A 21,001-nucleotide genomic window follows, 5' to 3' on the forward strand; every position below is an offset into this window, starting at 1 on the left:
TCAGCCCTTCGTGATGCCGGCGATGTCGTGGAGGTAGCCGATGCGGCCGTCGTCATGACGGACCACGAACGCGCCGCCCCGATCCTCGATCACGAGGGCCCAGGCCGTCGGACCGATACGGAAGATCGGCTCGCCGCGCTCGTCGTGCACGTCGCGCTCCGTCGGCGCGAGGATCCAGAAGGGCTGCGCCACGTCCGCGCTCTCGCGCGGCGCGGCGTACCCGTCCTCACGGCTGTCGCCGACGACCGGGTGCACGGCGGTCGCGTCGTCCGCCTCCGGTTCCCGGTATGCGGCGAGCTCTTCCTCGGTGAGCGCCTTGGCTCCGAGGAGGGACTCGATGCTGCCGGTGTCCGACACGATCTCGGGCTGCTCGCCACGGGAGCGACGCGAGTACGGCGGGGCGTACTCCGGCTCGGAGGAGACGGGAACGGTTCCGGTTCCCCCTCCGGAGGCGTGCGCGGTGAGCGGGACCCGACCCGCGTCGTCCGCGATCCCGTCGTCGGCGGCGTCATCGGAGCCTTCATCGGAGGCCGCATCAGCGGTGCGGGCCTCTGCAGGAGCGACATCCGCCGTCGACGATGCGCTGTCGGGAGTCGCGATCACGGCGGTCTCATCCTCCGCCGGAGCCGCGGTGGCCACGGACGGCGACGCGTCGGCCTCCGCGGCGGCGGTGGTGTCCGTGGTCGTCTCGGGACGCGGACGAGGGATCACGGGGCGGACCGGGTTCGCGTTGCGGTGCGCCAGCGTGACGAGACGCCCCTGGAAGTCCTCCTTGAGGCCCGGGATGAGCGGGGCGAAGACGGTGAGCACGACGAGCGCGGTCGAGGTGATGACCTGCACGACAGCGTTCCAGGGCAGACCCCAGTTGCCGGTGGAGATGACGGCCGACAGGGCGAGCCACAGGTTGCCGGCCCACACGCACGCCGAGACCGAGAAGGCCACGGAGGCGAACTGATCGATGCCGAGCGACCCCACGCGGCGGATGCCGTCGGGCGAGAACCGCCGGAGGACGAGGAGGAACACGGCGACCGTCGGCACGCCGATCGGCAGGATCCACTGGATGCCGATGCCCCAGAGCGAGATCCCCCCGCTGAGCGGGAAGAACGACACGAGGAAGGAGACCAGCCAGACTCCGACGATCAGCAGCTCGCGCAGCGTGAATCCGAGGATGCCGTACTCCGGCGTGACCTCGTCGTCGTAGAGGACGCCGTCCTCGTCGCTGAACACCGCCTCGGCATCCGGCTCGGGAAGATCCGTGCTCATAGTCGTCCTTTCCTCATCGGCGCACCACGACTTTCCGGTGCTCTCGACGGCTCCCGATCCTACCCGCTCACCCCAGACAGGTTGGTCCGAGCAGCGACTTGAGGTCGCCGAAGAGGTCGGCCGACACCTTCACGGGCATGGGCACCTCGAACACCTTCGCGGTGCCTCCGCGGTGCACGCGGAGCAGCACCTCGGTGTCGCCGCTGTGCCGTCGGAGCACCTCGGCCAGCTCGGTCATGACCCGTTCCGTCGCGCGCTGCTCGGCGAGGACGAGCGCCAGGGGCCCTGCCGCATCGAAGGAGCCGACGTCGGGCGCGAAGGCGGACTGGGCATGCAGGTTCAGGCCGTCGTCGCGGCGGGAGACGCGCCCACGCACGGCGAGGATCGCATCCTGCTGCAGCGTGTGCTGGAACTCGAGGTAGGTCTTTCCCATGAACATCACGGTGACCTCGCCGTTGAAGTCCTCCACGGTGATCATGCCGTAGGGGTTGCCGCTCGCCTTCGCCACACGGTGCTGCACGCTCGTGACGAGGCCCGCCACGGTGACCTGATCGCCGTCCTGCAGGTCCTCGGAGTTGTTGAGGTCGTGGATCGAGATCGAGGCGTGCTTGGCCAGCGGCACCTCGAGACCCGCGAGCGGGTGATCCGAGACGTAGAGGCCGAGCATCTCGCGCTCGAAGGCGAGCTTGTCCTTCTTGATCCACTCCGGACGCGGAGGGACCTTCGCGGGTGCCGCCTCCTCCATGCCGTCATAGAGACTGTCGAAGTCGAACCCGATGGCGCCCTGCGCCTCGTTGCGCTTCCTGTCGACGGCCGCCTCCACGGCGTCTTCGTGGATCTCGAGGAGCGCCCGCCGGGTGTCCCCCATCGAGTCGAAGGCGCCGGCCTTGATGAGCGACTCCACCGTGCGCTTGTTGGCGACGTGCAGCGGCACCGTGTCGAGGAAGTGATGGAAGGAGGTGAACCGCTCATCCTTGCGCGACTGCACGATGCCGTCGACGACGTTCGTGCCGACGTTGCGGACCGCCCCGAGACCGAAGCGGATGTCGTCGCCGACGGCCGCGAAGAAGTTGATCGACTCCGAGACGTCCGGCGGGAGCACCTTGATCCCCATCCGGCGGCACTCGTTCAGGTAGAGCGCCATCTTGTCCTTCGAGTCGCCGACGCTCGTGAGGAGGGCGGCCATGTACTCGGCCGGGTAGTGCGCCTTGAGGTAGGCGGTCCAGTACGACACGAGCCCGTAGGCAGCGGAGTGCGCTTTGTTGAAGGCGTAGTCCGAGAACGGCAGGAGGATGTCCCAGAGAGCCTTGACCGCTCCCTCCCCGAAGCCGCGCTCGGTCATGCCCGCCGCGAAACCCGCGTACTGCTTGTCCAGCTCGGACTTCTTCTTCTTTCCCATCGCTCGGCGCAGGATGTCGGCCTGACCGAGGCTGAACCCGGCCACCTTCTGCGCGATCGCCATGACCTGCTCCTGGTAGATGATGAGCCCGTAGGACTCCTCCAGGATCTCGGCGAGCGGCTCCGCCAGCTCGGGGTGGATCGGGGTGATCTCCTGCTGCCCGTTCTTGCGCAGCGCGTAGTTGGTGTGGGAGTTGGCTCCCATCGGCCCGGGACGGTACAGCGCGATGAGGGCCGAGATGTCACCGAAGTTGTCGGGCTTCATGAGCCGCATCAGCGAGCGCAGCGGCGGACTGTCGAGCTGGAAGACGCCGAGCGTGTCGCCGCGGGCCAGCAGTTCGTAGACGGCGGGGTCGTCGAGACCGAGGTGCTCGAGATCGAGCTCCTCGCCCCGGTTCATGCGGATGTTGTCGAGCGCGTCCGAGATGATCGTGAGGTTCCGGAGGCCCAGGAAGTCCATCTTGATCAGACCGAGGGACTCGCACGACGGATAGTCGAACTGCGTGACGATCTGACCGTCCTGCTCGCGACGCATGATCGGGATGATGTCGAGCAGGGGCTCGGACGACATGATGACGCCGGCGGCGTGCACGCCCCACTGCCGCTTCAGCCCCTCGAGGCCGAGCGCGCGGTCGAAGACCGTCTTCGCCTCGGGGTCGGTCTCGATGAGAGCCCGGAACTCGCTCGCCTCCTTGTAGCGCGGGTGCGCGGAGTCGAACATGCCGTCGAGGGGCATGTCCTTCCCCATGACGGCCGGGGGCATCGCCTTGGTGAGCCGCTCTCCCATGCTGAACGGGAAGCCGAGGACACGACCGGCGTCCTTGAGGGCCTGCTTCGACTTGATCGTGCCGTACGTGACGATCTGTGCGACCCGCTCGGACCCGTACTTCCTAGTCACGTACTCGATGACCTCGCCGCGGCGGCGGTCGTCGAAGTCGACGTCGAAGTCGGGCATCGACACGCGGTCCGGGTTGAGGAACCGCTCGAAGATCAGACCGTGCTCGAGAGGGTCGAGGTCGGTGATCTTCATCGCATAGGCGACCATCGAACCCGCACCGGAGCCGCGCCCTGGACCGACCCGGATGCCGTTGTCCTTGGCCCAGTTGATGAAGTCGGCGACGACGAGGAAGTACCCGGGGAAGCCCATCTGGAGGATGATGCCGGTCTCGTACTCGGCCTGCTTGCGCACCTTGTCCGGGATGCCGTTCGGGTACCGGTAGTGGAGGCCCTTCTCGACCTCCTTGATGAGCCAGCTGTCCTCGGTCTCGCCCTCGGGGACCGGGAACCGCGGCATGTAGTTCGCCGAGGTGTTGAACTCCACCTCGCAGCGCTCGGCGATCAGGAGCGTGTTGTCGCAGGCCTCCGGGTGGTCCCGGAAGAGCTGCCGCATCTCGGCCGCGGTCTTGATGTAGTACCCGTCGCCGTCGAACTTGAAGCGGTTCGGGTCGTCGAGCGTGGAGCCGGACTGCACGCACAGCAGGGCCGCGTGGGCGTCGGCCTCGTGCTGGTGGGTGTAGTGCGAGTCGTTGGTCGCCACGAGCGGGATGCCGAGGTCTTTCGCGAGACGCAGCAGATCCGTCATGACCCGGCGCTCGATCGACAGGCCGTGGTCCATGATCTCGGCGAAGTAGTTCTCCTTGCCGAAGATGTCCTGGAACTCCGCTGCGGCCGCGCGGGCGGCGTCGTACTGGCCGAGCCGCAGCCGCGTCTGCACCTCGCCGGACGGGCACCCCGTCGTGGCGATGAGCCCCTTGCCGTACGTCTGGAGCAGCTCGCGGTCCATACGCGGCTTGAAGTAGTACCCCTCCATGCTCGACAGCGAGCTCAGCCGGAAGAGGTTGTGCATGCCCTCCGTGCTCTGGCTCCACATGGTCATGTGGGTGTACGCGCCCGAACCCGACACGTCGTCGCTGCGCTGGTCTGCCGAGCCCCACTGCACGCGGGTCTTGTCGCTGCGGTGCGTGCCCGGGGTGACGTACGCCTCGAGACCCACGATGGGCTTGATGCCGGCGTTGCGCGCGGCGTTGTAGAACTCGAACGCCGCGAAGGTGTTCCCGTGGTCCGTCACCGCGATCGCCGGCATGCCGTAATCGGCGGCCGCCTGCGTCATCGCGTTGATCTTCGCAGCCCCGTCGAGCATCGAGTACTCGCTGTGCACGTGCAGGTGGACGAAGGAGTCGGATGCCATGCTTCGAGTCTACGTTCGGCCATCGACATCGGCCGGCCTCACGGCACCTCGTCCACCACCTCGGTGACGACGCTCGTCGTCGACTCCGGCGTGTCGCCGATGACCCCTCCTGACCCGTAGCCCTCAGCGATCGAGTCCACGAGTCCGTGATCCGTGTCGACGACGATGGTCGTCGTCCGGTGGCCGGGAACCGCATAGCGCAGCGTGGCCGTGCCGTCACCCTCGTCGACCAGCTCGAATCCCGGGATCAAGGCGATCGCGCGGAAGAAGGCCGCTCTCAGCTCGGCCGGCATGAGGTTGATCGCGGACGGGTCGGAGAGGCTCGCCACCACCCACCGATCACCCTCCGCACCGGTCAGGCCGGAGCGGGCACGCAGCCAGTCCCGCAACGCCGACGGTTCCCGCGGCATCTCCTCGTAGTACGGGCGATAGCCGTCCGCCAGGTGCGGGACGGGTGCCGGATCGCCGTCGCCGACCGGCCAGGCGCCGCCCGGGAGGACCTGCACAGTGCCGCGCTCGCGGATCGCCGCTCCGGGTGACGAGGGCCACTCCTGTGCGGCGCGCGTGCCCTGCGCGCCGAACGACCGTACGACTTCGGCGTTCCCCCAGTCGTAGAACCAGTCCGCCGAGCGGTCGGCAGGGACGTACAGCACCCGCGTGTCCCTGACCAGGACGGCGGCGTCCCCCGTGTCGCGGGAGGCGTTGAAGGCGAAGGTGTCGTCGTCGCCGTCGTCGGCGGCGTCTCCATCCCAGAACTGGACGAACTCGTCGACGGTCTCGATCCGGATGTACTGTCCCGCGCCCGGGGCGAGGTCCTGGGCGTCGACGGTGACGCTCGCCGCCTGCTCGAGCACCGCCGCAGCGGCGGCATCGGGCATCACCGGGAACAGGAGGCCTCCGGCGCCCAGCGCCACCACCGCGGCTCCGGCCGTCAGCCCCCCGATGACGAGGCCGGTCCACACCCGCGCCCGTCGTCGCCCGCCCCGCGGAGCATGTGCGGCGGACACCGCGGTCGCCAGAGCGGCGCGGGCTCGACGGACGCTCTCCTCCGACGGTTCCGCCCGATCCGCACCGAGGTCACGCACTCGTTCCATAAGCAGCATCGCTCTCCTCCTTCGCCATCCATGTCAGTCGGGTCTGCCCGCGCGAACCCGGCGGGGCGAGTCGTCGTCGCACCCGGTGGAGCCGCGACCGCACCGTCCCGACCGGGATGCCGAGGGCCTCGGCGATCTGCTCGTATGTGAGGTCGCCCCACGCATGCAGGAGAAGCACATCGCGGTCTCGGGCGGGAAGACCGGCGATGCGGGGTGCGAGCGCTCGCAGGGCCGCGTCGGCGTCCAGCCGCGCATCCGAGGCCGCGTACGGGTGCTCGCCGGGTCCGGCCGCGGCGGACGTAGCCTCGAAAGCCCGCCACTGCCGCACTTCGGCGGCACGATGCCGCTTGACCATCCGCGTGGCGATACCGAGGAGCCACGGGAGGGCCGACACGACATCGAGATCGAAAGACGCCCGACGGCGGAACGCGACCAGGAACGTCTCGCTGAGCACGTCGTCGACCGCATCCTCGCCGACCCGCCGCCGGATGTACCCGCCGACCGGGCGCACGTGCCGCTCGAAGATGGCGGAGAACGCCCGCGGCTCGTCGAGCGACCGGGCGATGACCTCGCTGTCTGTGTTCACACTCTGTATTGCCCGGGAAGCGGAATCCGGTTCACGCTTTCTCGCGGAGGTCCAGCCGCATGAGCACGCGAGGGAAGCCGTCGAGGACCGAACCCGTGTCCGCCGCCTTCTCGAACCCCGCGCCCTCGAAGAGCCGCTGGGTCCCGACGTACGCCATCGTGAGATTCACCTTCGCCCCGGCGTTGTCGACCGGATAGCCCTCGATCGCGGGCGCGCCGCGTTCCCTGGCGTAGGCGACCGCGCCTTCGATGAGAGCGTGGGAGACCCCCTGCTTGCGGTGCCCAGGGCGGACCCGGAAGCACCACAGCGACCACACGTCGAGGTCGTCGACATGCGGGATGAGGCGATTGCGCGCGAAGCTCGTGTCGCGCCGAGGGTGCAACGCCGCCCAGCCGACCGGCTCGTCGTCGAGGTAGGCGAGCACGCCGGGAGGAGGATCCTGGTGGCAGAGCTCACGCACCCGCTCGGCCCGTGCGGGACCGCGAAGGGAGACGTTCTCCTTGTTGCCGATCCGATAGCTCAGGCAGAAGCAGACATTCGACGTCGGTTTCTTCGGTCCCACGACAGCGGCGACGTCGTCGAAGACCGTCGCCGGGCGCACCACGATGCTCATGCGGTCAGTGTGGCGGAGACCACGGACACCGGCGCGCTGACGCCCCGGCGGATGGACTATTCCCCGCGCAGCACGTCCAGCGCGTGCTGGAAGTCCTCCGGATAGGGCGAGGCGAACTGCACCCACTCCCCCGTCGTCGGATGGGCGAAGGCCAGCTGATGCGCATGCAGCCACTGACGCGTGAGTCCGAGGCGGGCCGAAAGCGTCGGGTCGGCGCCGTAGAGCGGGTCCCCGACGCACGGGTGCCGGTGCGCCGCCATGTGCACGCGGATCTGATGCGTACGGCCCGTCTCCAGGTGGATCTCGAGCAGGGAGGCACCGGGAAAAGCCTCGAGCGTCTCGTAGTGCGTCATGGAGGGCTTGCCGTCCGGGACGACGGCGAACTTCCACGAGTGGTTCGGGTGCCGACCGATCGGCGCATCGATCGTGCCCACGAGCGGGTCCGGATGCCCCTGCACCACCGCGTGGTAGATCTTCTCGACTGTGCGCTCCTTGAACGCCCGCTTGAGAGCGGTGTAGGCGGCCTCGCTCTTGGCGACGACCATGAGTCCGCTCGTCCCCACATCCAGCCGGTGCACGACGCCTTGACGCTCCGGTGCACCGCTGGTCGCGACGCGGAACCCCGCGGCGGCGAGCGCACCGACGACCGTGGGGCCCTCCCACCCGAGCGAGGGGTGGGCGGCGACGCCCGTCGGCTTGTCGACGACGACGATGTCGTCGTCGTCGTAGACGATGCCCAGCTCAGGCACCGCGATGGGGACGATCTTCGGCCCCTCCTTCGGCTCCCACTCGACATCGAGCCAGGCACCGCCCCGCAGGCGGTCCGACTTGTCGAGGGTGACGCCGTCCAGGCGGACGCCGCCGGACGCGGCCACCTCCGCCGCGAAGGTCCTCGAGAACCCGAGGAGCTTGGCGAGGGCGGCGTCGACCCGCGTGCCGTCGAGCCCGTCCGGGACGGGCAGCGAGCGGGACTCCACGCTCAGCGCCCCTCGGACGCGGCGGCGGCCTCGGCGTCCTCGTCGGTCTCGACCGGGGCGTGGTCGCGCTCACGCGTGCCGTCGAACCGGAGGCCGAACACCACGAGCAGGGCGACCGAGATCATCCCGGTGACGATGAAGATGTCGGCGACGTTGAAGATCGCCGGCATCATCCACGGCATGGAGATCATGTCCACGACGTGACCCACGGGGAACCCGGGCTCCCGGAACAGACGGTCCGACAGATTCCCCAGCACGCCCCCGAGGAGGCAGCCGAGGACGACCGCCCAGAGACGCGACCGCAGGCCAAACGCCTTCCAGACGATGACGCCCGCGACGACCACGAGGGCGATGGTGAAGATCCACGTCACGCCAGAGCCGAGCGAGAACGCCGCGCCGGGATTGCGCACGTAGTAGAGCTGCAGGAACTCTCCGAGAACCGGGACCGCCTCGTGCAGCGGCAGGTTCTCGATGGTGAGGTACTTCACAAACTGATCGGCGGCCAGCACGACCGCTGCGAGAATCGCAACGATCGCGCCGGCCGCCGACCGACGAAGGGGACGACGTCCTGACAAGAGGGCGCCTTACAGGCCGATCGCGGAGACCGGCGTGGAGTCCGTGGACGCCGACTTCTCGTCGAGCTCGCGGAGCTGACCCTCGATGTAGCCGCGGAGCTGCGAGCGGTAGTCGCGCTCGAAGTTGCGCAGCTCGGTGATGCGGGCCTCCAGCGTGTTGCGCTCGCGCTCCAGGCGCGCGGTCTCCTCGCGCTGCTTCGCCTCGGCCTCCGTGCGGATGCGGGCGACCTCGGCCTCGGCCTCGGAGATGAGCTGGTTGCGCTTGGCCTCACCCTCGGCCACGTGCTCGTCGTGCAGACGCTGCGCGAGCTCGATGATGCCGGCGGTGGCGGTGGCGGAGCCGGTCGGTGCGGCGTCGGCGGCGGGGGCCTCGGCCGCGGGGGCCGGGGTGGATGCAGCGGCAGCCGGCTCGGCGGCGGCAGCGGGAGCAGGGGTGGAACCCGACTCGTACGCGGCGAGCTTCGCCTTCAGCTCGGCGTTCTCCTCGAGGGCCTTGCGCCACTCGATGACGATCTCGTCGAGGAAGTCGTCGACCTCGTCCGGGTCGAAGCCGTCCTTGAAGCGGACGTGCTGGAACTGCTTGGTGACGACGTCATCCGGGGTAAGTGCCATGGGTGGCTCCTCTTTCGATGAGTTCGATTGCCAGTACCGATGTATGGCGTGTTCGTGATGTGGCGCGAACCCGGGGCGCGCACCTGGGTGCCAGCATAGCCCCCGAGCCTTGGGGTCGCGATGCCACGACACCCAGGCTCGGAGAACTCGCAGCCGTCCCCGGGCGCGACACGCGGGGTGGTCAGCGGATGAACAACCGGACGATGTTCATCAGGATCAGGACGACCAGAAGGGTCAGCGCGAAGCCGAAGTCCAGCGAGAGCTGACCGATGCGCAGCGGAGGGATGATCCGCCGGAAGAACCGGATGGGCGGATCGGTGACGGTGTACACCGCCTCCGCGGCCACGAGGCCGAAGCCCTTCGGACGCCATTCCCGATTGAACATCGGGATGTAATCCAGGATGAGCCTCGCGAAGAGCACGAGGATGTAGACCAGCAGCACCAGATGGACGATGCTGGCGAGGACCGAGACCAGCTGCACGGTCTACGAGTGGTCGAAGCCCGCAGACTCGGCGTCTGCGTGCGCGATACCCCCGTGACCGGACACCGCGATGTTCTCCGGCGAGAGCAGGAAGACCTTGGAGGTCACCCGCTCGATCCGGCCGTAGAGGCCGAGGGAGAGACCGCTCGCGAAGTCGATGAGGCGGCGCGCGTCGGCGTCGCTCATCTGGGAGAGGTTGATGATGACCGGGACGCCCTCGCGGAAGCTCTCCGCGATCAGCTGGGCGTCGCGGTACTGCTTCGGGTGGACGGTGAGGATCTCGTTCACGGCTCCTGCTGCGGGCTGGCGGACGGCGACGGGACGACGGAGCGGCGTGACGGGGGCCGGAGCCGGCTCTTCGCGCTCGCGCTCACGCTCGCGCTCGCGATGGGCGCGCGCGGGTGCCGGCGTCTCCTCTTCGTAGACCTCTTCCTCGTCGGCGAGGCCGAGATACACCATGGTCTTCTTCAGCGGGTTACCCATCGTGTCCTCCGGTTCGAACGTTTCGGGCTGGTCTTGTCACAGGTTAACCCCGGGCGGGGCGCGGTCCCGTGATTGCGGAACCGATCCGCAGGTGTGTCGCGCCGGCGGCGATGGCCTCGGCGAAGTCGCCGGTCATCCCGGCGGAGATCCACGTCGCGTCGGGAGCGACGGTCCGCACGTCGGCGGCGATGTGGTGCAGACGGGCGAAGGCGCTCGCGGGGTCCTCGACGAGGGGCGCGACGGCCATCACGCCCCGGAGCCGCAGCGAGGGCAGGCTGAGCACGTGCTCGGCCAACGCCACCGCCGACGCCGGCTCCACCCCTCCCCTGCCCTCGTCCTCGGTGAGGTTCACCTGCACGAGCACGTCGAGCACCTCGTCGGTCTCTGCGGCACGATGCAGGGCATCGGCGAACCGGTCACGGTCCACGGAGTGCACGACGTCGGCGCTCCGCCTGATCGCCGCGGCCTTGTTCGTCTGTCCCTGTCCGATGAAGTGCCACTCGAGGTCGAGCGCGGAGAGCTCGCCCGCCTTGGCGGTGAGCTCCTGCTGCCGGTTCTCCCCCACCGCGTGCACTCCGAGGGCGTGCAGATCGCGCACCAGCGAAGCGGGGTGGAACTTCGTGACGACGATCCGGGTGATCTCCGCGGGAGACCGCCCGGCGGCACGCGCGGCGTCGGCGATCTTGTCGTCGATCGCCGACAGCCGCGCGGCCAGATCCGATGGCGCCGAGGCGCCGACCGGTGTCGTCACTTCAGGAATTCGGGGATGTCGATGTCGTCGTCGGCGAAGGCCGGCTCGATGCTCGTCGCCGGCGTGCGCGGTGCCGCGGGCGCCGGGGCGGGCTCGGGCGTGCTCTTCTCGGCCGCAGGCTCGCTGGTCTCCGACAGCGCCACCTCGGGAAGGGACGCGGTCGAGGGACGCGAGACGACCATCGGGTCCAGTCGCAGCGAGGGCTCCCCGCCGTCGAAGCCCGCGGCGATCACGGTCACCCGCACCTCGTCGCCGAGCGTGTCGTCGATGACCGTACCGAAGATGATGTTGGCCTCGGGGTGCGCGGCCTCCTTGACGAGGTCCGCCGCGTCGTGGATCTCGAAGATGCCGAGGTTCGAGCCACCCTGGATCGAGAGCAGCACCCCGTGGGCACCTTCGATGGAGGCCTCGAGCAGCGGCGACTCGACGGCGAGCTCCGCCGCCTTGATCGCGCGGTCGGCGCCGCGGGCCGAGCCGATGCCCATCAGGGCGGATCCGGCTCCCTGCATGACCGACTTCACATCGGCGAAGTCCAGGTTGATGAGACCGGGGGTCGTGATGAGGTCGGTGATGCCCTGCACACCGGCGAGGAGGACCTGGTCGGCGGTGGCGAACGCCTCGATCATCGAGATGCCGCGGTCGCTGATCTCGAGCAGACGGTCGTTCGGGACGACGATGAGGGTGTCGACCTCTTCCTTCAGCTTCGCGACGCCCGCCTCGGCCTGGCTCTGGCGGCGACGCCCCTCGAAGGAGAACGGCTTCGTGACGACACCGATGGTGAGCGCACCGATCGACTTCGCGATGCGGGCGACGACGGGAGCGCCACCCGTTCCGGTGCCACCGCCCTCTCCGGCGGTGACGAAGACCATGTCGGCGCCGGTCAGCGCCTGCTCGATCTCCTCCGCGTGGTCCTCTGCGGCACGACGACCCACCTCGGGGTCGGCACCGGCACCGAGGCCGCGGGTGAGCTCGCGGCCCACGTCCAGCTTGACGTCGGCGTCGCTCATGAGCAGCGCCTGGGCGTCGGTGTTCACGGCGATGAACTCGACTCCGCGGAGACCGAGCTCGATCATGCGGTTGACGGCGTTGACGCCGCCACCGCCGACGCCGACGACCTTGATCACGGCGAGGTAGTTCTGGTTCTGGCTCATGGCCGGCCTCCGATTAGTAGAGCCTGGAAGGGGGAACCTTAAACCTCAACTAGAGGTGTAAAGTATTTCCCGGTATTGCGTTCTCTCAGATCGAAGGTAAGCGCCCCCCGCCCGCGCGCCCGCAACGCCGTGGGCGTGTCGCGCCATTCCTGCGGAAAGCGTTCAGCCGACGACCGCGACGTCGGGCGAGGTCACGTCGATCGACGAGGCCGTGGGGTTCTTCACGAGCGCCGCGGAGAGCGCGAGCGCCTTCAGCGCGCTGTCTTCCTCGCTCCCCCACACGACCGTGAGGCCGGAGTCGAGGGTGAGGGTCACGTCGTCCGCCGTCGAGGCACGGACGCCGGTGAGGGCGCTGCGGATGTCGGCGGGGAGGGCACGCACGACGAGCCCGGCGCTGCGGAACGCCGAGGAGTCCACGCCGCCCTCGACCTCGACGAGCGGCTGACCTGCCGGGCGCTCCTCGGTCGTCGAGAGCGCGACGCCCGCGGCGTCCACGAGGGTGAAGCCGGCATCGGACTCGATCACGCCGATCGGTGTGCGCTCGACGATGCGGACCGTGAGGTCGTGCGGGGGTCTCGCCTCCAGCGCGTAGGTCTCGATGAGCGGGAAGGCCAGCAGCGCGGCCTTGACCTCACTGGTGTCGACGAGCGCGAGCGGCGTGCCCATCTGGTCCGCCAACGCACCCTCGATCACCGCCGGATCGATCGTGGTCGTCCCGGTGACCGTGATGCGCTCGACCGCGAAGAGCGGACTGTAGGCCGCCGCCACGCTTCCGCCGATCAGCAGCACGATCGCGCCGACGACGCTCAGCCAGGTGATGCGGCGCCGACGCGAGCGCTGGGTGAACCGACGGATCTCCGCGCGGAGGGCCTTGCGACGCGCGCGCGCAGCCCGCCAGACGTCCATCGAGGAGCTCGGGACGGCCGCTTCCTGCTCCCCCTCGACCCCGGGGGCGACGAGATCGTCCTGGACAGCCTCGTCCGCCGGCGACGGAGCGGCACCGCGGCGGCGGAGGCTGCGCGCGGATGCGGCGTCCGTCTCCTCCGGTGCATCCGGGGCGCTCGGGAGCGGGGGCGGCCGGCGCATGGGCTACGCCCCGTCGGTCCGGCGCAGCGAGTCCAGCACCTGCGGGATGATCTGATAGACGTTGCCGCAGCCGAGGGTCACGACGAAGTCGCCGTCGGTCGCCACGGATGCCGTGTAGTCGGCCGCCTCCTGCCAGTCGGCGACGAAGTGCACGCGGGAGGGGTCGTGGAACGCGCCGCTCACCAGCTCGCCGGTGACGCCGGGCACCGGATCTTCTCTGGCGCCGTAGACGTCCAGCATCACGGTGTGGTCGGCGAGCTCCTCCAGGACGTCCGCGAACTCCTGGTACATGTGCTGCGTCCGCGAGTAGGTGTGCGGCTGCTGGATCGCGATCAACCGTCCGGAGCCGGCGATGCTGCGCATGGCTTCGAGCGCCGCACGCACCTCGGTCGGGTGGTGGGAGTAGTCGTCGTAGACCGTGACCCCGCGCTCCTCGCCATGACGCTCGAGACGACGGACGGTCCCCGCGAAGCCCTCGACGGCGCGCACGGCGTCGCGGAGCGGGTGCCCGAGCGCGAGCAGCACGGCGACCGCCCCGGTGGCGTTGATCGCGTTGTGCACGCCGGGGACGGCGAGCTGCATGCGCTCGGTCTCCCCGCCGTGCGAGACGACCGCGGCGACGGGACCTGCCGTGACGATCTCGCTGACCCGGACGTCGGCACCCTCGGCCTGACCGAACGTCAGGACCCGCGGGTGGGACAGTCCTGCCAGCACCCGGAGCGCGCCGGGGTCGTCGCTGGAGATGACGACCGCCTCCGACGCGGCGTCCGCGAACCGCACGAAGGCGTCGTGGAAGGCCTCGTCCGAGCCGTAGTGGTCGAGGTGGTCGGGGTCGACGTTCGTGATGAGCGCCACCGCCGTGTCGTAGAGGAGGAAGGTGCCGTCCGATTCGTCGGCCTCGATGACGAAGAGGTCGCCGCTCCCGGTCGCGCTGGACGTGCCGAGCTGCTCGATGACGCCGCCGTTGACGAAGTGCGGATCGGCGCCGAGGTCACGCAGCGCGGTGACGATCATGCCCGTCGAGGTCGTCTTGCCGTGCGCACCCGCCACCGAGACGAGGCGCCGCGTGCCGATCAGCCAGTGCAGCGCCTGGGACCGGTGGATGACGTGCAGGCCCCGCTCCTTGGCGGTGACGAACTCGGGGTTCTCCGGCCAGATGGCGCCGGTGTGCACGACCGTGTCGGCGTCGCCGAGGTGGGCGGCATCGTGACCGACGTGGACCGTCGCCCCCGCGTCGGCCAGCGCCCGCAGGTTGTCGCTGTCGGCGCGGTCGCTGCCGGAGACGCGGATACCCGCGTCGAGGAACATCTTGGCGAGTCCGCTCATCCCGGATCCACCGATGCCGATGAAGTGCGCGGAGGTGATCGTGTCGGGGATGGGGAGGGAGAGGTCGGGTCTGATCATGTCCGCTTCAGTCTACTTTTCGTTCGCGTCCGGGCGGCGGCGTCACGCCGCACCGAGGGCACGATCGATCATCGCCACGACGTTCTCGGTCCCGGTGCGGGTGCCCACGGTCTCCGCGGCCTCCGCCATCCGCCGGATGCGGTCGGGATCGCCGAGCAGCGGCACGACGATCCGCCGGACGGCGTCGCCGTCGAAGGTCGCGTCGTCGAGGAGCTGCGCGGCACCGGCGGCCACGGCCGATCCCGCGTTCAGACGCTGCTCCCCGTTGCCCACCGAGTACGGCACGTACAGCGCGGGGATGCCGAGCGCGCTGATCTCGCTGACCGTCGCCGACCCCGAGCGCGACACGATGAGGTCGGCCAGGGCGAACGCCAGATCCATGCGGTCGACGTACCGCCGGAGGGCATAGCCGGCGACGCCCGGATCGGGAAGGCCGCTGCGCTCCCCCGTCACATGCAGCAGTTGCCAGCCCGCGGCGAGGATGTCGCGCCAGGAATCCGCCAGAGCGTCGTTCAAGCGCTGCGCTCCGAGCGAGCCGCCGAAGACGAGCAGCACGGGGCGATCGGGGTCGAGCCCGAAGTACTCCGCGGCCTCGGCGCGCCGTGCCACCCGGTCGAGCGTGATGACCTCGCGCCGCAGCGGCATGCCGACCACCTCGCTTCCGCGGAGGGGCGTCCCGGCGAACGCGACGCCCACGCCCGCGGCCGCACGGGCACCGAGCACGTTCGCCAGCCCGGGCTTCGCGTTGGCCTCGTGGACGACGAAGGGCACGCGCTCGCGACGCGCGGCGACGTAGGCGGGTGCGGAGGCGTAGCCGCCGAAGCCGACGACGACGTCGATGCCGTGCTGACGGATGTGCGCGCGCACCTGCGCGATCGCCCGACGGAACCGCGCGGGGAACGCGGCGGCCTGCGCATTCGGACGCCGCGGGAACGGCACCTTGTCGACGATGAGCAGCTCGTAGCCGCGCTCGGGGACGAGGCGGGACTCCAGGCCTTCGGCCGTGCCGAGCACGAGGATCGTCGCGTCGGGGTCGCGCTCGCGGAGCGCGTCGGCGACGGCGAGCAGCGGATTGACATGGCCGGCGGTGCCACCGCCGGCGAGGAGGTACGAAGTCACCTCGCGACCCTACCCCGCTCGGCTGACTGCTTCTCGGCGACCGGGATGGTCCGCGCGAAGGCCAGCAGCACACCGCAGGCGATGAGCACGGCGAAGAGCGCCGTCCCGCCCTGCGACATGAAGGGAAGGGGCACACCCATCACCGGGAAGACCCCGATGACGACGCCGATGTTCAGGACCGCCTGGCCGACGATCCACACCGTGATCCCCCCGGCCGCGACGCGGATGAAGGGGTCCGAGGTCTTGCGGATCACGTGGAACGCGCCCACCGTGAAGAACGTGAAGAGGGCGAGCACCACGATGCAGCCGATCAGCCCCAGCTCCTCGCCGACGATCGCGAAGATGAAGTCGTTGCCGGCGGCGGGCAGCCACCCGTACTTCTCCTGGGAATTGCCGAGACCGAGGCCGAAGACACCGCCGGAGGCCATGCCCCAGATGCCGTGGATCGACTGGTAGCAGTCCGTGTAGTACAGCGCCATGTCGTCGCAGGTGGCGGTGATGCGGCGCATGCGGTCCTCGCTGGAGAGCGCGTACGCCAGCACCGCGACCACGCCCAGGATCATCGGGATGATGAACAGCCGCAGCTTCACGCCGGAGAAGAAGAGGCAGCCGAGGAGGATGAGGACCATCACCATCGCGGTGCCGAGGTCCTTGCCCGCGAGCACGGTGCCGATCGCCAGCGCGCCGACCGGCACGACGGGGATGAAGACGTGGTGCCAGGTGCCGAGCATGGTCTGCTTGCGCAGCAGCACCGCGGCGATCCACAGGGCGAGCGCCAGCTTGAGGAACTCGGACGGCTGCATCTGGAAGCCCGCCACCTGGATCCAGTTCCGGTTTCCGCCGTCGGCGATGCCGAGCGGGGTGAACACCAGGAGCTGGAGGGCCACCGCGCCGAACAGCGCCGGCCAGGCCATGCGCTTGAGGAAGTCCACGGGGAAGCGGCTGATGAGGAACATCATCGGGATGCCGAGCAGAGCGAACACACCCTGCCGGAGGGCGCCGTCCAACGGGTTCTGCGCGTTGGCCACGGCGGTGGCGCTCGTCGCGGACAGCACCATGACGAGGCCGAAGATCGTGAGGAGCAGGGCGGTCGAAGCGATCAGCAGGAACTCGGTCGAGACCGGCGTGAACCGGCGCCCGAGCGAGACCCGGGCCGCGAGCCCGCCCGACTCAGACCGCGGAGGGCGAGCCACCTGCGTCATCGGTGCTCCCCCGATCGATCCATTCCTGCACCGCTTCGGCGAAGCGGTGGCCGCGATCCGCGTAGCTGGAGAACTGGTCGAAGGATGCGGCGGCGGGAGCGAGGAGCACGGTGCCCTCCCCGTCGACGATCCCCGCCGCGATCTCCACGACGCGGTTCATGACCTGTCCAGTGTCGCCAGCATCGACCTCGAAGACCGGCACCGTCGGCGCGTGTCGCTCGAATGCCGCGACGACGGCCGTGCGGTCCACTCCGATGACCACCGCTGCGCGCGCGGTCGAGCCCGCGTCCGCGACGAGATCGGCGATGTCGACGCCCTTGAGATCGCCGCCGACGACCCACACCGCTCCGGGGTACGCGCGCAGCGAGGAGGCGGCGGCGTGCGGGTTCGTCGCCTTGGAGTCGTCGATCCAGGTGATGCCGGCGTGCCGCGCGACGACCTCGATGCGGTGCGCGTCCAGCCGGAAGCTCTGCAGCGCCCCGTGGATGGCCTCGGGCTCGACTCCGAGGGACCGGGCGAGAGCACTGGCGGCGAGGATGTTCTGCACGATGTGCGGGGCCGACAGCCCTGCCGCCTCCAGGTCGGCGACCGTGGTCAGCTCCAGGGCGCTGCGCGCGCGGTCGTCGAGGAAGGCCCGATCGACGAGCAGCCCCTCCACGACGCCGAGATCGCTCGGGCCGGGGATGCCCAGGTCGAAGCCGATGGCACGAGCGCCGTCGACGACCTCGGCCTCCTCGACCATCCGCCGCGTGGCCTCGTCGGCCTTGTTGTAGACGCAGGCGACGCGGGTGTTCCGGTAGACCAGTGCCTTTGCGTCCCGGTACGCCTGGGCGCTGCCGTGCCAGACGAGATGATCGTCGGCGAGGTTGAGGCAGACCGCGGCGTGCGGGAAGAGCTCCCCCTCCGGGCGCGACAGGCCGAGATACCAGAGCTGGTGGCTGGAGAGCTCGACGACGAGCACGTCGAAGCCGGCGGGATCCCGGACCGCGTCGAGCACGGGGACGCCGATGTTGCCGCAGGGTGCGGCGCGCAGTCCGCCGGCGACGAGCAGCGTCGCCGTGAGCTGGGTCGTGGTCGTCTTGCCGTTGGTGCCGGTGATGAGCACCCAGTCGGCCGGCGTGCCGTCCGCGCGGAGGACCTTGTCACGCACGCGCCAGGCGAGCTCGACGTCGCCCCAGAGCGCGATGCCCTCGTCCTGGACCCAGCGGATGACGGGGTGCGACGGAGCGAAACCCGGGGAGGCGACGACGACCTCGGGCGCGAACGCCGTCAGCGCCTCGGGCACGGCGTCCAGCGGACCGAGCTCCAGCCGGGCGCCGATGACGGGGAGCAGACGGGCGTACTCCTCTTCCGCCGACGCGCTCAGCACGAGGACGTCGGCACGAGCTCGGCGAGGGTGTCGGCGACGGAGAAGCCGGTCATGGAGAGGCCGAGGACGGCGACGCGCAGGCCACGCCAGTCGGCGTGCCAGCTCGTCAGCCCGGCCAGGCGCTCAGCCGACACGGGTCAGCCATTCCACGTACAAGAGACCGACGGCGGAGACGGCGAGCAGACCCGCGATGATCCACATGCGCACCACGATGGTGACCTCCGACCATCCCCGCATCTCGAGGTGGTGGTGGAACGGGCTCATGAGGAAGAGCCGCTTGCCGCGGGTGATCTTGAAGTAGGCGCGCTGCAGGATCACGGATCCGGAGGCGAGCACGAAGACACCGGCGATGATGAGGAGCAGCAGCTCGGTACGGGTCATGACCGCCATCGCGGTGATGACGCCGCCGATGGCCATCGAACCCACATCTCCCATGAACACCTTGGCCTTCGGGGCGTTCCACCACAGGAAGCCGATGAGGCTGGCAGCGAACGAGGCCGAGATGATGGCGAGGTTGAACGGGTCGCGCACCTCGTAGCAGCCGCCGAGGGAACCGGGGTCTCCGCCGATGCAGGGCTGCTTGAACTGCCAGAACGCGATGAGGCTGTACGCACCGACGACGATCACGCCCGCACCGGCGGCGAGGCCGTCGAGGCCGTCGGTGAGGTTGACGCTGTTGGAGGTCGCGACCCCGATGATCGAGATCCAGGCGAGGTAGAGGATCCAGCCGAGGATGACGCCGAACGCGAAGAGGTTCAGCCACGTGATGTCGCGGAAGAGGGAGATGGACGCACTGGCCGGCGTCTGCCCCCACTTGTTCGGGAAGTTCAGCGCCACGATCCCGAACGGGATCACGACGATGAGCTGCCCGATCACCTTGCGCCACCCGGAGAGCCCGAGGCTGCGCTGGCTGCGCACCTTCATGTAGTCGTCGATGAACCCGACCACGCCGAAGCCGACCATGAGCCAGATGACGAGGATCGCGGACAGCGCCGGGGTCTCGCCGCTGACGAGGACGCCGGTGAAGTAGCCGACGATCGAGCCGAGGATGAAGATGACCCCGCCCATCGTGGGCGTGCCGCGCTTGGCCTCGTGGCTCGGGTTGCCGGCGGCTTCCGGGGTGCGGATGACCTGCCCCCAGCCCCACTTCCGGAAGAGCCGGAGGAAGACGGGAGTCAGGAAGAGAGTGAAGGCGAGCGAGATGGCCGCCGCCATGATGAGGGACCTCACGAGAACAATTCTCCCAGACGATCGCCGAGATGCCGGAGGCCCACGGAGTTGGACGACTTCACGAGGACCCGGTCGCCGTCGCGCAGCTCGGTGCGGAGGTACTCGAACGCGGCGTCCTGGTCCGGCAGATGCACGGCCTCGCTGTCCCACGATCCCTCGCCGACGGCGGCGAGGTACAGCCGACGGGCCTCCGGGCCGACCACGACGATGCGCCGGATGTTGAGGCGCACCGCGAGGAGGCCGATGCGGTCGTGCTCCTCCCCCGCGCTCTCGCCGAGCTCGCTCATCGCGCCGAGGACGGCGACGGTGCGCTCGTCGGGGCCGGTGATCTGGGCGAGGGTCCGCAAGGCGGCTGCCATCGAGTCGGGGCTGGCGTTGTACGCGTCGTTGATGATGCGGACGCGGTCGTTGCCCAGGGGCTGCATGCGCCAGCGCTCGGCGATCTCGACGGTCTCCAAGCGGGCGACGGCGTCGGCAGCGGCCACACCGAGCTCGACGGCCGCGGTGATCGCGGCGAGGGCGTTCGTGACGTGGTGCGCGCCGAGGACGCGCAGCCGCAGCGGCAGCCGCTCCCCCGCGACCTCGATCACGCACTGCGTGCCGGAGGCCGAGACCTCGATGTCGCGCGCGTGCACGGCGGCCGCGGCGGACTGGCCGAAGCCGACGACCCGGAGGCCGCGGCTCTCCGCGAGCTCGCGCATCGCCCACACCCGGGCGTCGTCGGCGTTGAGCACGGCCGTGCCGGGCACGCGGGCCGCGGCGACGAGCTCGGACTTGGCCTTCGCGGTGGCCTCGATGCCGCCGAAGCCCCCGGCGTGCGCCATCCCGACCATGAGCACGACGACGAGGTCGGGCTCGACGAGGCCGGCGAGCCGCGCGATGCTGCCCGGCGCGGCGGCGCCGAACTCGCTCACGAGGAAGCGGGTGTCGTGCGTGACGCGGAGCATCGTCACCGGGGCGCCGACCTCGTTGTTGAAGGACTTCACCGGAGCGACGGTCTCGCCCTCGTCCTCGAGGATGCGGGCGAGGAAGTTCTTCGTCGTCGTCTTGCCGTTGGAGCCGGTGATGCCGACGATGCGCAGGTTCCCGCCAGCGCGTACGCGCGCCACGACCTCGCGGGCGAGGTCGCCGAGCGCGGCGACGGCATCCGAGACGACGATCTGTGAAACCGCGACGTCGACCGGACGCTCGACGATCGCCAGCACCGCGCCGGCTTCGACAGCGGCGCCGACGAAGCGGTGTCCGTCCGTCTCGGCTCCGGGCTTGGCGACGAAGATCGACCCGGCCTCCATGGTTCGGGAATCGGTGTCGACGATGCCGTCGACCACCGTCTCCGGCGTGTGCTCTCCGGCCACGCGCAGCTCACCACCGACGGCGGCGGCGATCTCAGCGAGCGTCAGGGCGATCATGTCATCTCCA

At 69.8% G+C, this 21,001-nt stretch carries 18 protein-coding genes and 1 pseudogene; all 19 read right to left on the reverse strand.

Going from position 1 to position 21,001, the window contains the following annotated elements; all coding sequences use genetic code 11:
- The 19 genes and pseudogenes from AC2W7E_RS03530 to AC2W7E_RS03620 all read right to left on the reverse strand — a co-directional run bounded on the left by AC2W7E_RS03530 (nt 1) and on the right by AC2W7E_RS03620 (nt 20,991).
- On the reverse strand, nt 1–1,263 hold the full coding sequence (locus AC2W7E_RS03530) for a prolipoprotein diacylglyceryl transferase (RefSeq protein ID WP_485988536.1): 1,263 nt from the start codon (nt 1,261–1,263) through the stop codon (nt 1–3).
- A gap of 67 nt (nt 1,264–1,330) precedes the next feature.
- The gene (gene dnaE, locus AC2W7E_RS03535) at nt 1,331–4,849 is read right to left on the reverse strand and encodes a DNA polymerase III subunit alpha (protein WP_485988537.1); all 3,519 of its coding nucleotides are present in this window, start codon (nt 4,847–4,849) and stop codon (nt 1,331–1,333) included.
- A gap of 38 nt (nt 4,850–4,887) precedes the next feature.
- Nucleotides 4,888–5,952 (reverse strand): hypothetical protein, encoded by a 1,065-nt coding sequence (locus AC2W7E_RS03540; RefSeq protein ID WP_366215481.1) that lies wholly within the window; start codon nt 5,950–5,952, stop codon nt 4,888–4,890.
- The gene (locus AC2W7E_RS03545; protein ID WP_025105076.1) at nt 5,927–6,529 is read right to left on the reverse strand and encodes an RNA polymerase sigma factor; all 603 of its coding nucleotides are present in this window, start codon (nt 6,527–6,529) and stop codon (nt 5,927–5,929) included. Before AC2W7E_RS03545 ends, AC2W7E_RS03540 begins: the two co-directional genes overlap by 26 nt.
- A 31-nt stretch (nt 6,530–6,560) precedes the next feature.
- Nucleotides 6,561–7,142, reverse strand: a complete 582-nt coding sequence (locus AC2W7E_RS03550; RefSeq protein ID WP_485988538.1) for a GNAT family N-acetyltransferase — start codon at nt 7,140–7,142, stop codon at nt 6,561–6,563.
- A 56-nt stretch (nt 7,143–7,198) separates the two neighbouring features.
- Complete coding sequence (locus AC2W7E_RS03555) at nt 7,199–8,119, reverse strand: RluA family pseudouridine synthase (RefSeq protein WP_485988539.1); 921 nt, start codon at nt 8,117–8,119, stop codon at nt 7,199–7,201.
- A gap of 2 nt (nt 8,120–8,121) precedes the next feature.
- Nucleotides 8,122–8,694: a signal peptidase II gene (lspA, locus tag AC2W7E_RS03560; RefSeq protein WP_485988540.1), complete on the reverse strand. Its 573-nt coding sequence runs from the start codon at nt 8,692–8,694 to the stop codon at nt 8,122–8,124.
- Between the two features lie 9 nt (nt 8,695–8,703).
- Nucleotides 8,704–9,306 carry a DivIVA domain-containing protein gene (locus tag AC2W7E_RS03565; RefSeq protein ID WP_485988541.1) on the reverse strand — a complete coding sequence of 201 codons (603 nt, stop codon included), beginning with the start codon at nt 9,304–9,306 and terminating at the stop codon, nt 8,704–8,706.
- A 181-nt stretch (nt 9,307–9,487) separates the two neighbouring features.
- Nucleotides 9,488–9,787: a YggT family protein gene (locus tag AC2W7E_RS03570; protein ID WP_025105081.1), complete on the reverse strand. Its 300-nt coding sequence runs from the start codon at nt 9,785–9,787 to the stop codon at nt 9,488–9,490.
- A gap of 3 nt (nt 9,788–9,790) precedes the next feature.
- Nucleotides 9,791–10,270: a cell division protein SepF gene (locus AC2W7E_RS03575; protein WP_485988542.1), complete on the reverse strand. Its 480-nt coding sequence runs from the start codon at nt 10,268–10,270 to the stop codon at nt 9,791–9,793.
- Nucleotides 10,271–10,313: 43 nt separating this feature from the next.
- Nucleotides 10,314–11,021: a YggS family pyridoxal phosphate-dependent enzyme gene (locus AC2W7E_RS03580; protein ID WP_485988543.1), complete on the reverse strand. Its 708-nt coding sequence runs from the start codon at nt 11,019–11,021 to the stop codon at nt 10,314–10,316.
- Nucleotides 11,018–12,172 carry a cell division protein FtsZ gene (gene ftsZ / locus AC2W7E_RS03585; RefSeq protein ID WP_025105084.1) on the reverse strand — a complete coding sequence of 385 codons (1,155 nt, stop codon included), beginning with the start codon at nt 12,170–12,172 and terminating at the stop codon, nt 11,018–11,020. The genes AC2W7E_RS03580 and ftsZ overlap by 4 nt, the downstream gene beginning before the upstream one ends.
- 162 nt (nt 12,173–12,334) lie before the next feature.
- Nucleotides 12,335–13,258 carry a cell division protein FtsQ/DivIB gene (locus AC2W7E_RS03590; protein WP_485988544.1) on the reverse strand — a complete coding sequence of 308 codons (924 nt, stop codon included), beginning with the start codon at nt 13,256–13,258 and terminating at the stop codon, nt 12,335–12,337.
- Between the two features lie 3 nt (nt 13,259–13,261).
- On the reverse strand, nt 13,262–14,662 hold the full coding sequence (murC, locus tag AC2W7E_RS03595) for a UDP-N-acetylmuramate--L-alanine ligase (protein WP_485988545.1): 1,401 nt from the start codon (nt 14,660–14,662) through the stop codon (nt 13,262–13,264).
- 42 nt (nt 14,663–14,704) lie between these two features.
- Nucleotides 14,705–15,781: a UDP-N-acetylglucosamine--N-acetylmuramyl-(pentapeptide) pyrophosphoryl-undecaprenol N-acetylglucosamine transferase gene (locus tag AC2W7E_RS03600; protein ID WP_485988546.1), complete on the reverse strand. Its 1,077-nt coding sequence runs from the start codon at nt 15,779–15,781 to the stop codon at nt 14,705–14,707.
- Nucleotides 15,778–16,983, reverse strand: coding sequence for a putative lipid II flippase FtsW (ftsW, locus tag AC2W7E_RS03605; protein WP_062633985.1), 1,206 nt, complete (start codon nt 16,981–16,983; stop codon nt 15,778–15,780). Before ftsW ends, AC2W7E_RS03600 begins: the two co-directional genes overlap by 4 nt.
- Nucleotides 16,952–18,486: pseudogene (murD, locus tag AC2W7E_RS03610) on the reverse strand (UDP-N-acetylmuramoyl-L-alanine--D-glutamate ligase). The gene ftsW and the pseudogene murD overlap by 32 nt, the downstream one beginning before the upstream one ends.
- Nucleotides 18,476–19,582, reverse strand: a complete 1,107-nt coding sequence (mraY, locus tag AC2W7E_RS03615) for a phospho-N-acetylmuramoyl-pentapeptide-transferase (protein WP_485988547.1) — start codon at nt 19,580–19,582, stop codon at nt 18,476–18,478. Before mraY ends, murD begins: the two are co-directional and overlap by 11 nt.
- Nucleotides 19,579–20,991, reverse strand: a complete 1,413-nt coding sequence (locus AC2W7E_RS03620; RefSeq protein ID WP_025105091.1) for a UDP-N-acetylmuramoyl-tripeptide--D-alanyl-D-alanine ligase — start codon at nt 20,989–20,991, stop codon at nt 19,579–19,581. Before AC2W7E_RS03620 ends, mraY begins: the two co-directional genes overlap by 4 nt.
- Nucleotides 20,992–21,001 lie beyond the last annotated feature (10 nt).

This window comes from Microbacterium sp. CFSPD4_SD4 (assembly GCF_057364585.1).

What these genes read in the sequence shown, in the direction of transcription:
- AC2W7E_RS03530 (WP_485988536.1), bottom strand. Translation starts at nt 1,263, where the DNA reads ATGAGCACGGATCTTCCCGAGCCGGATGCCGAGGCGGTGTTCAGCGAC.
- dnaE (WP_485988537.1), bottom strand. Translation starts at nt 4,849, where the DNA reads ATGGCATCCGACTCCTTCGTCCACCTGCACGTGCACAGCGAGTACTCG.
- AC2W7E_RS03540 (WP_366215481.1), bottom strand. Translation starts at nt 5,952, where the DNA reads ATGCTGCTTATGGAACGAGTGCGTGACCTCGGTGCGGATCGGGCGGAA.
- AC2W7E_RS03550 (WP_485988538.1), bottom strand. Translation starts at nt 7,142, where the DNA reads ATGAGCATCGTGGTGCGCCCGGCGACGGTCTTCGACGACGTCGCCGCT.
- AC2W7E_RS03565 (WP_485988541.1), bottom strand. Translation starts at nt 9,306, where the DNA reads ATGGCACTTACCCCGGATGACGTCGTCACCAAGCAGTTCCAGCACGTC.
- AC2W7E_RS03575 (WP_485988542.1), bottom strand. Translation starts at nt 10,270, where the DNA reads ATGGGTAACCCGCTGAAGAAGACCATGGTGTATCTCGGCCTCGCCGAC.
- ftsZ (WP_025105084.1), bottom strand. Translation starts at nt 12,172, where the DNA reads ATGAGCCAGAACCAGAACTACCTCGCCGTGATCAAGGTCGTCGGCGTC.
- AC2W7E_RS03590 (WP_485988544.1), bottom strand. Translation starts at nt 13,258, where the DNA reads ATGCGCCGGCCGCCCCCGCTCCCGAGCGCCCCGGATGCACCGGAGGAG.
- murC (WP_485988545.1), bottom strand. Translation starts at nt 14,662, where the DNA reads ATGATCAGACCCGACCTCTCCCTCCCCATCCCCGACACGATCACCTCC.
- ftsW (WP_062633985.1), bottom strand. Translation starts at nt 16,983, where the DNA reads ATGACGCAGGTGGCTCGCCCTCCGCGGTCTGAGTCGGGCGGGCTCGCG.
- AC2W7E_RS03620 (WP_025105091.1), bottom strand. Translation starts at nt 20,991, where the DNA reads ATGATCGCCCTGACGCTCGCTGAGATCGCCGCCGCCGTCGGTGGTGAG.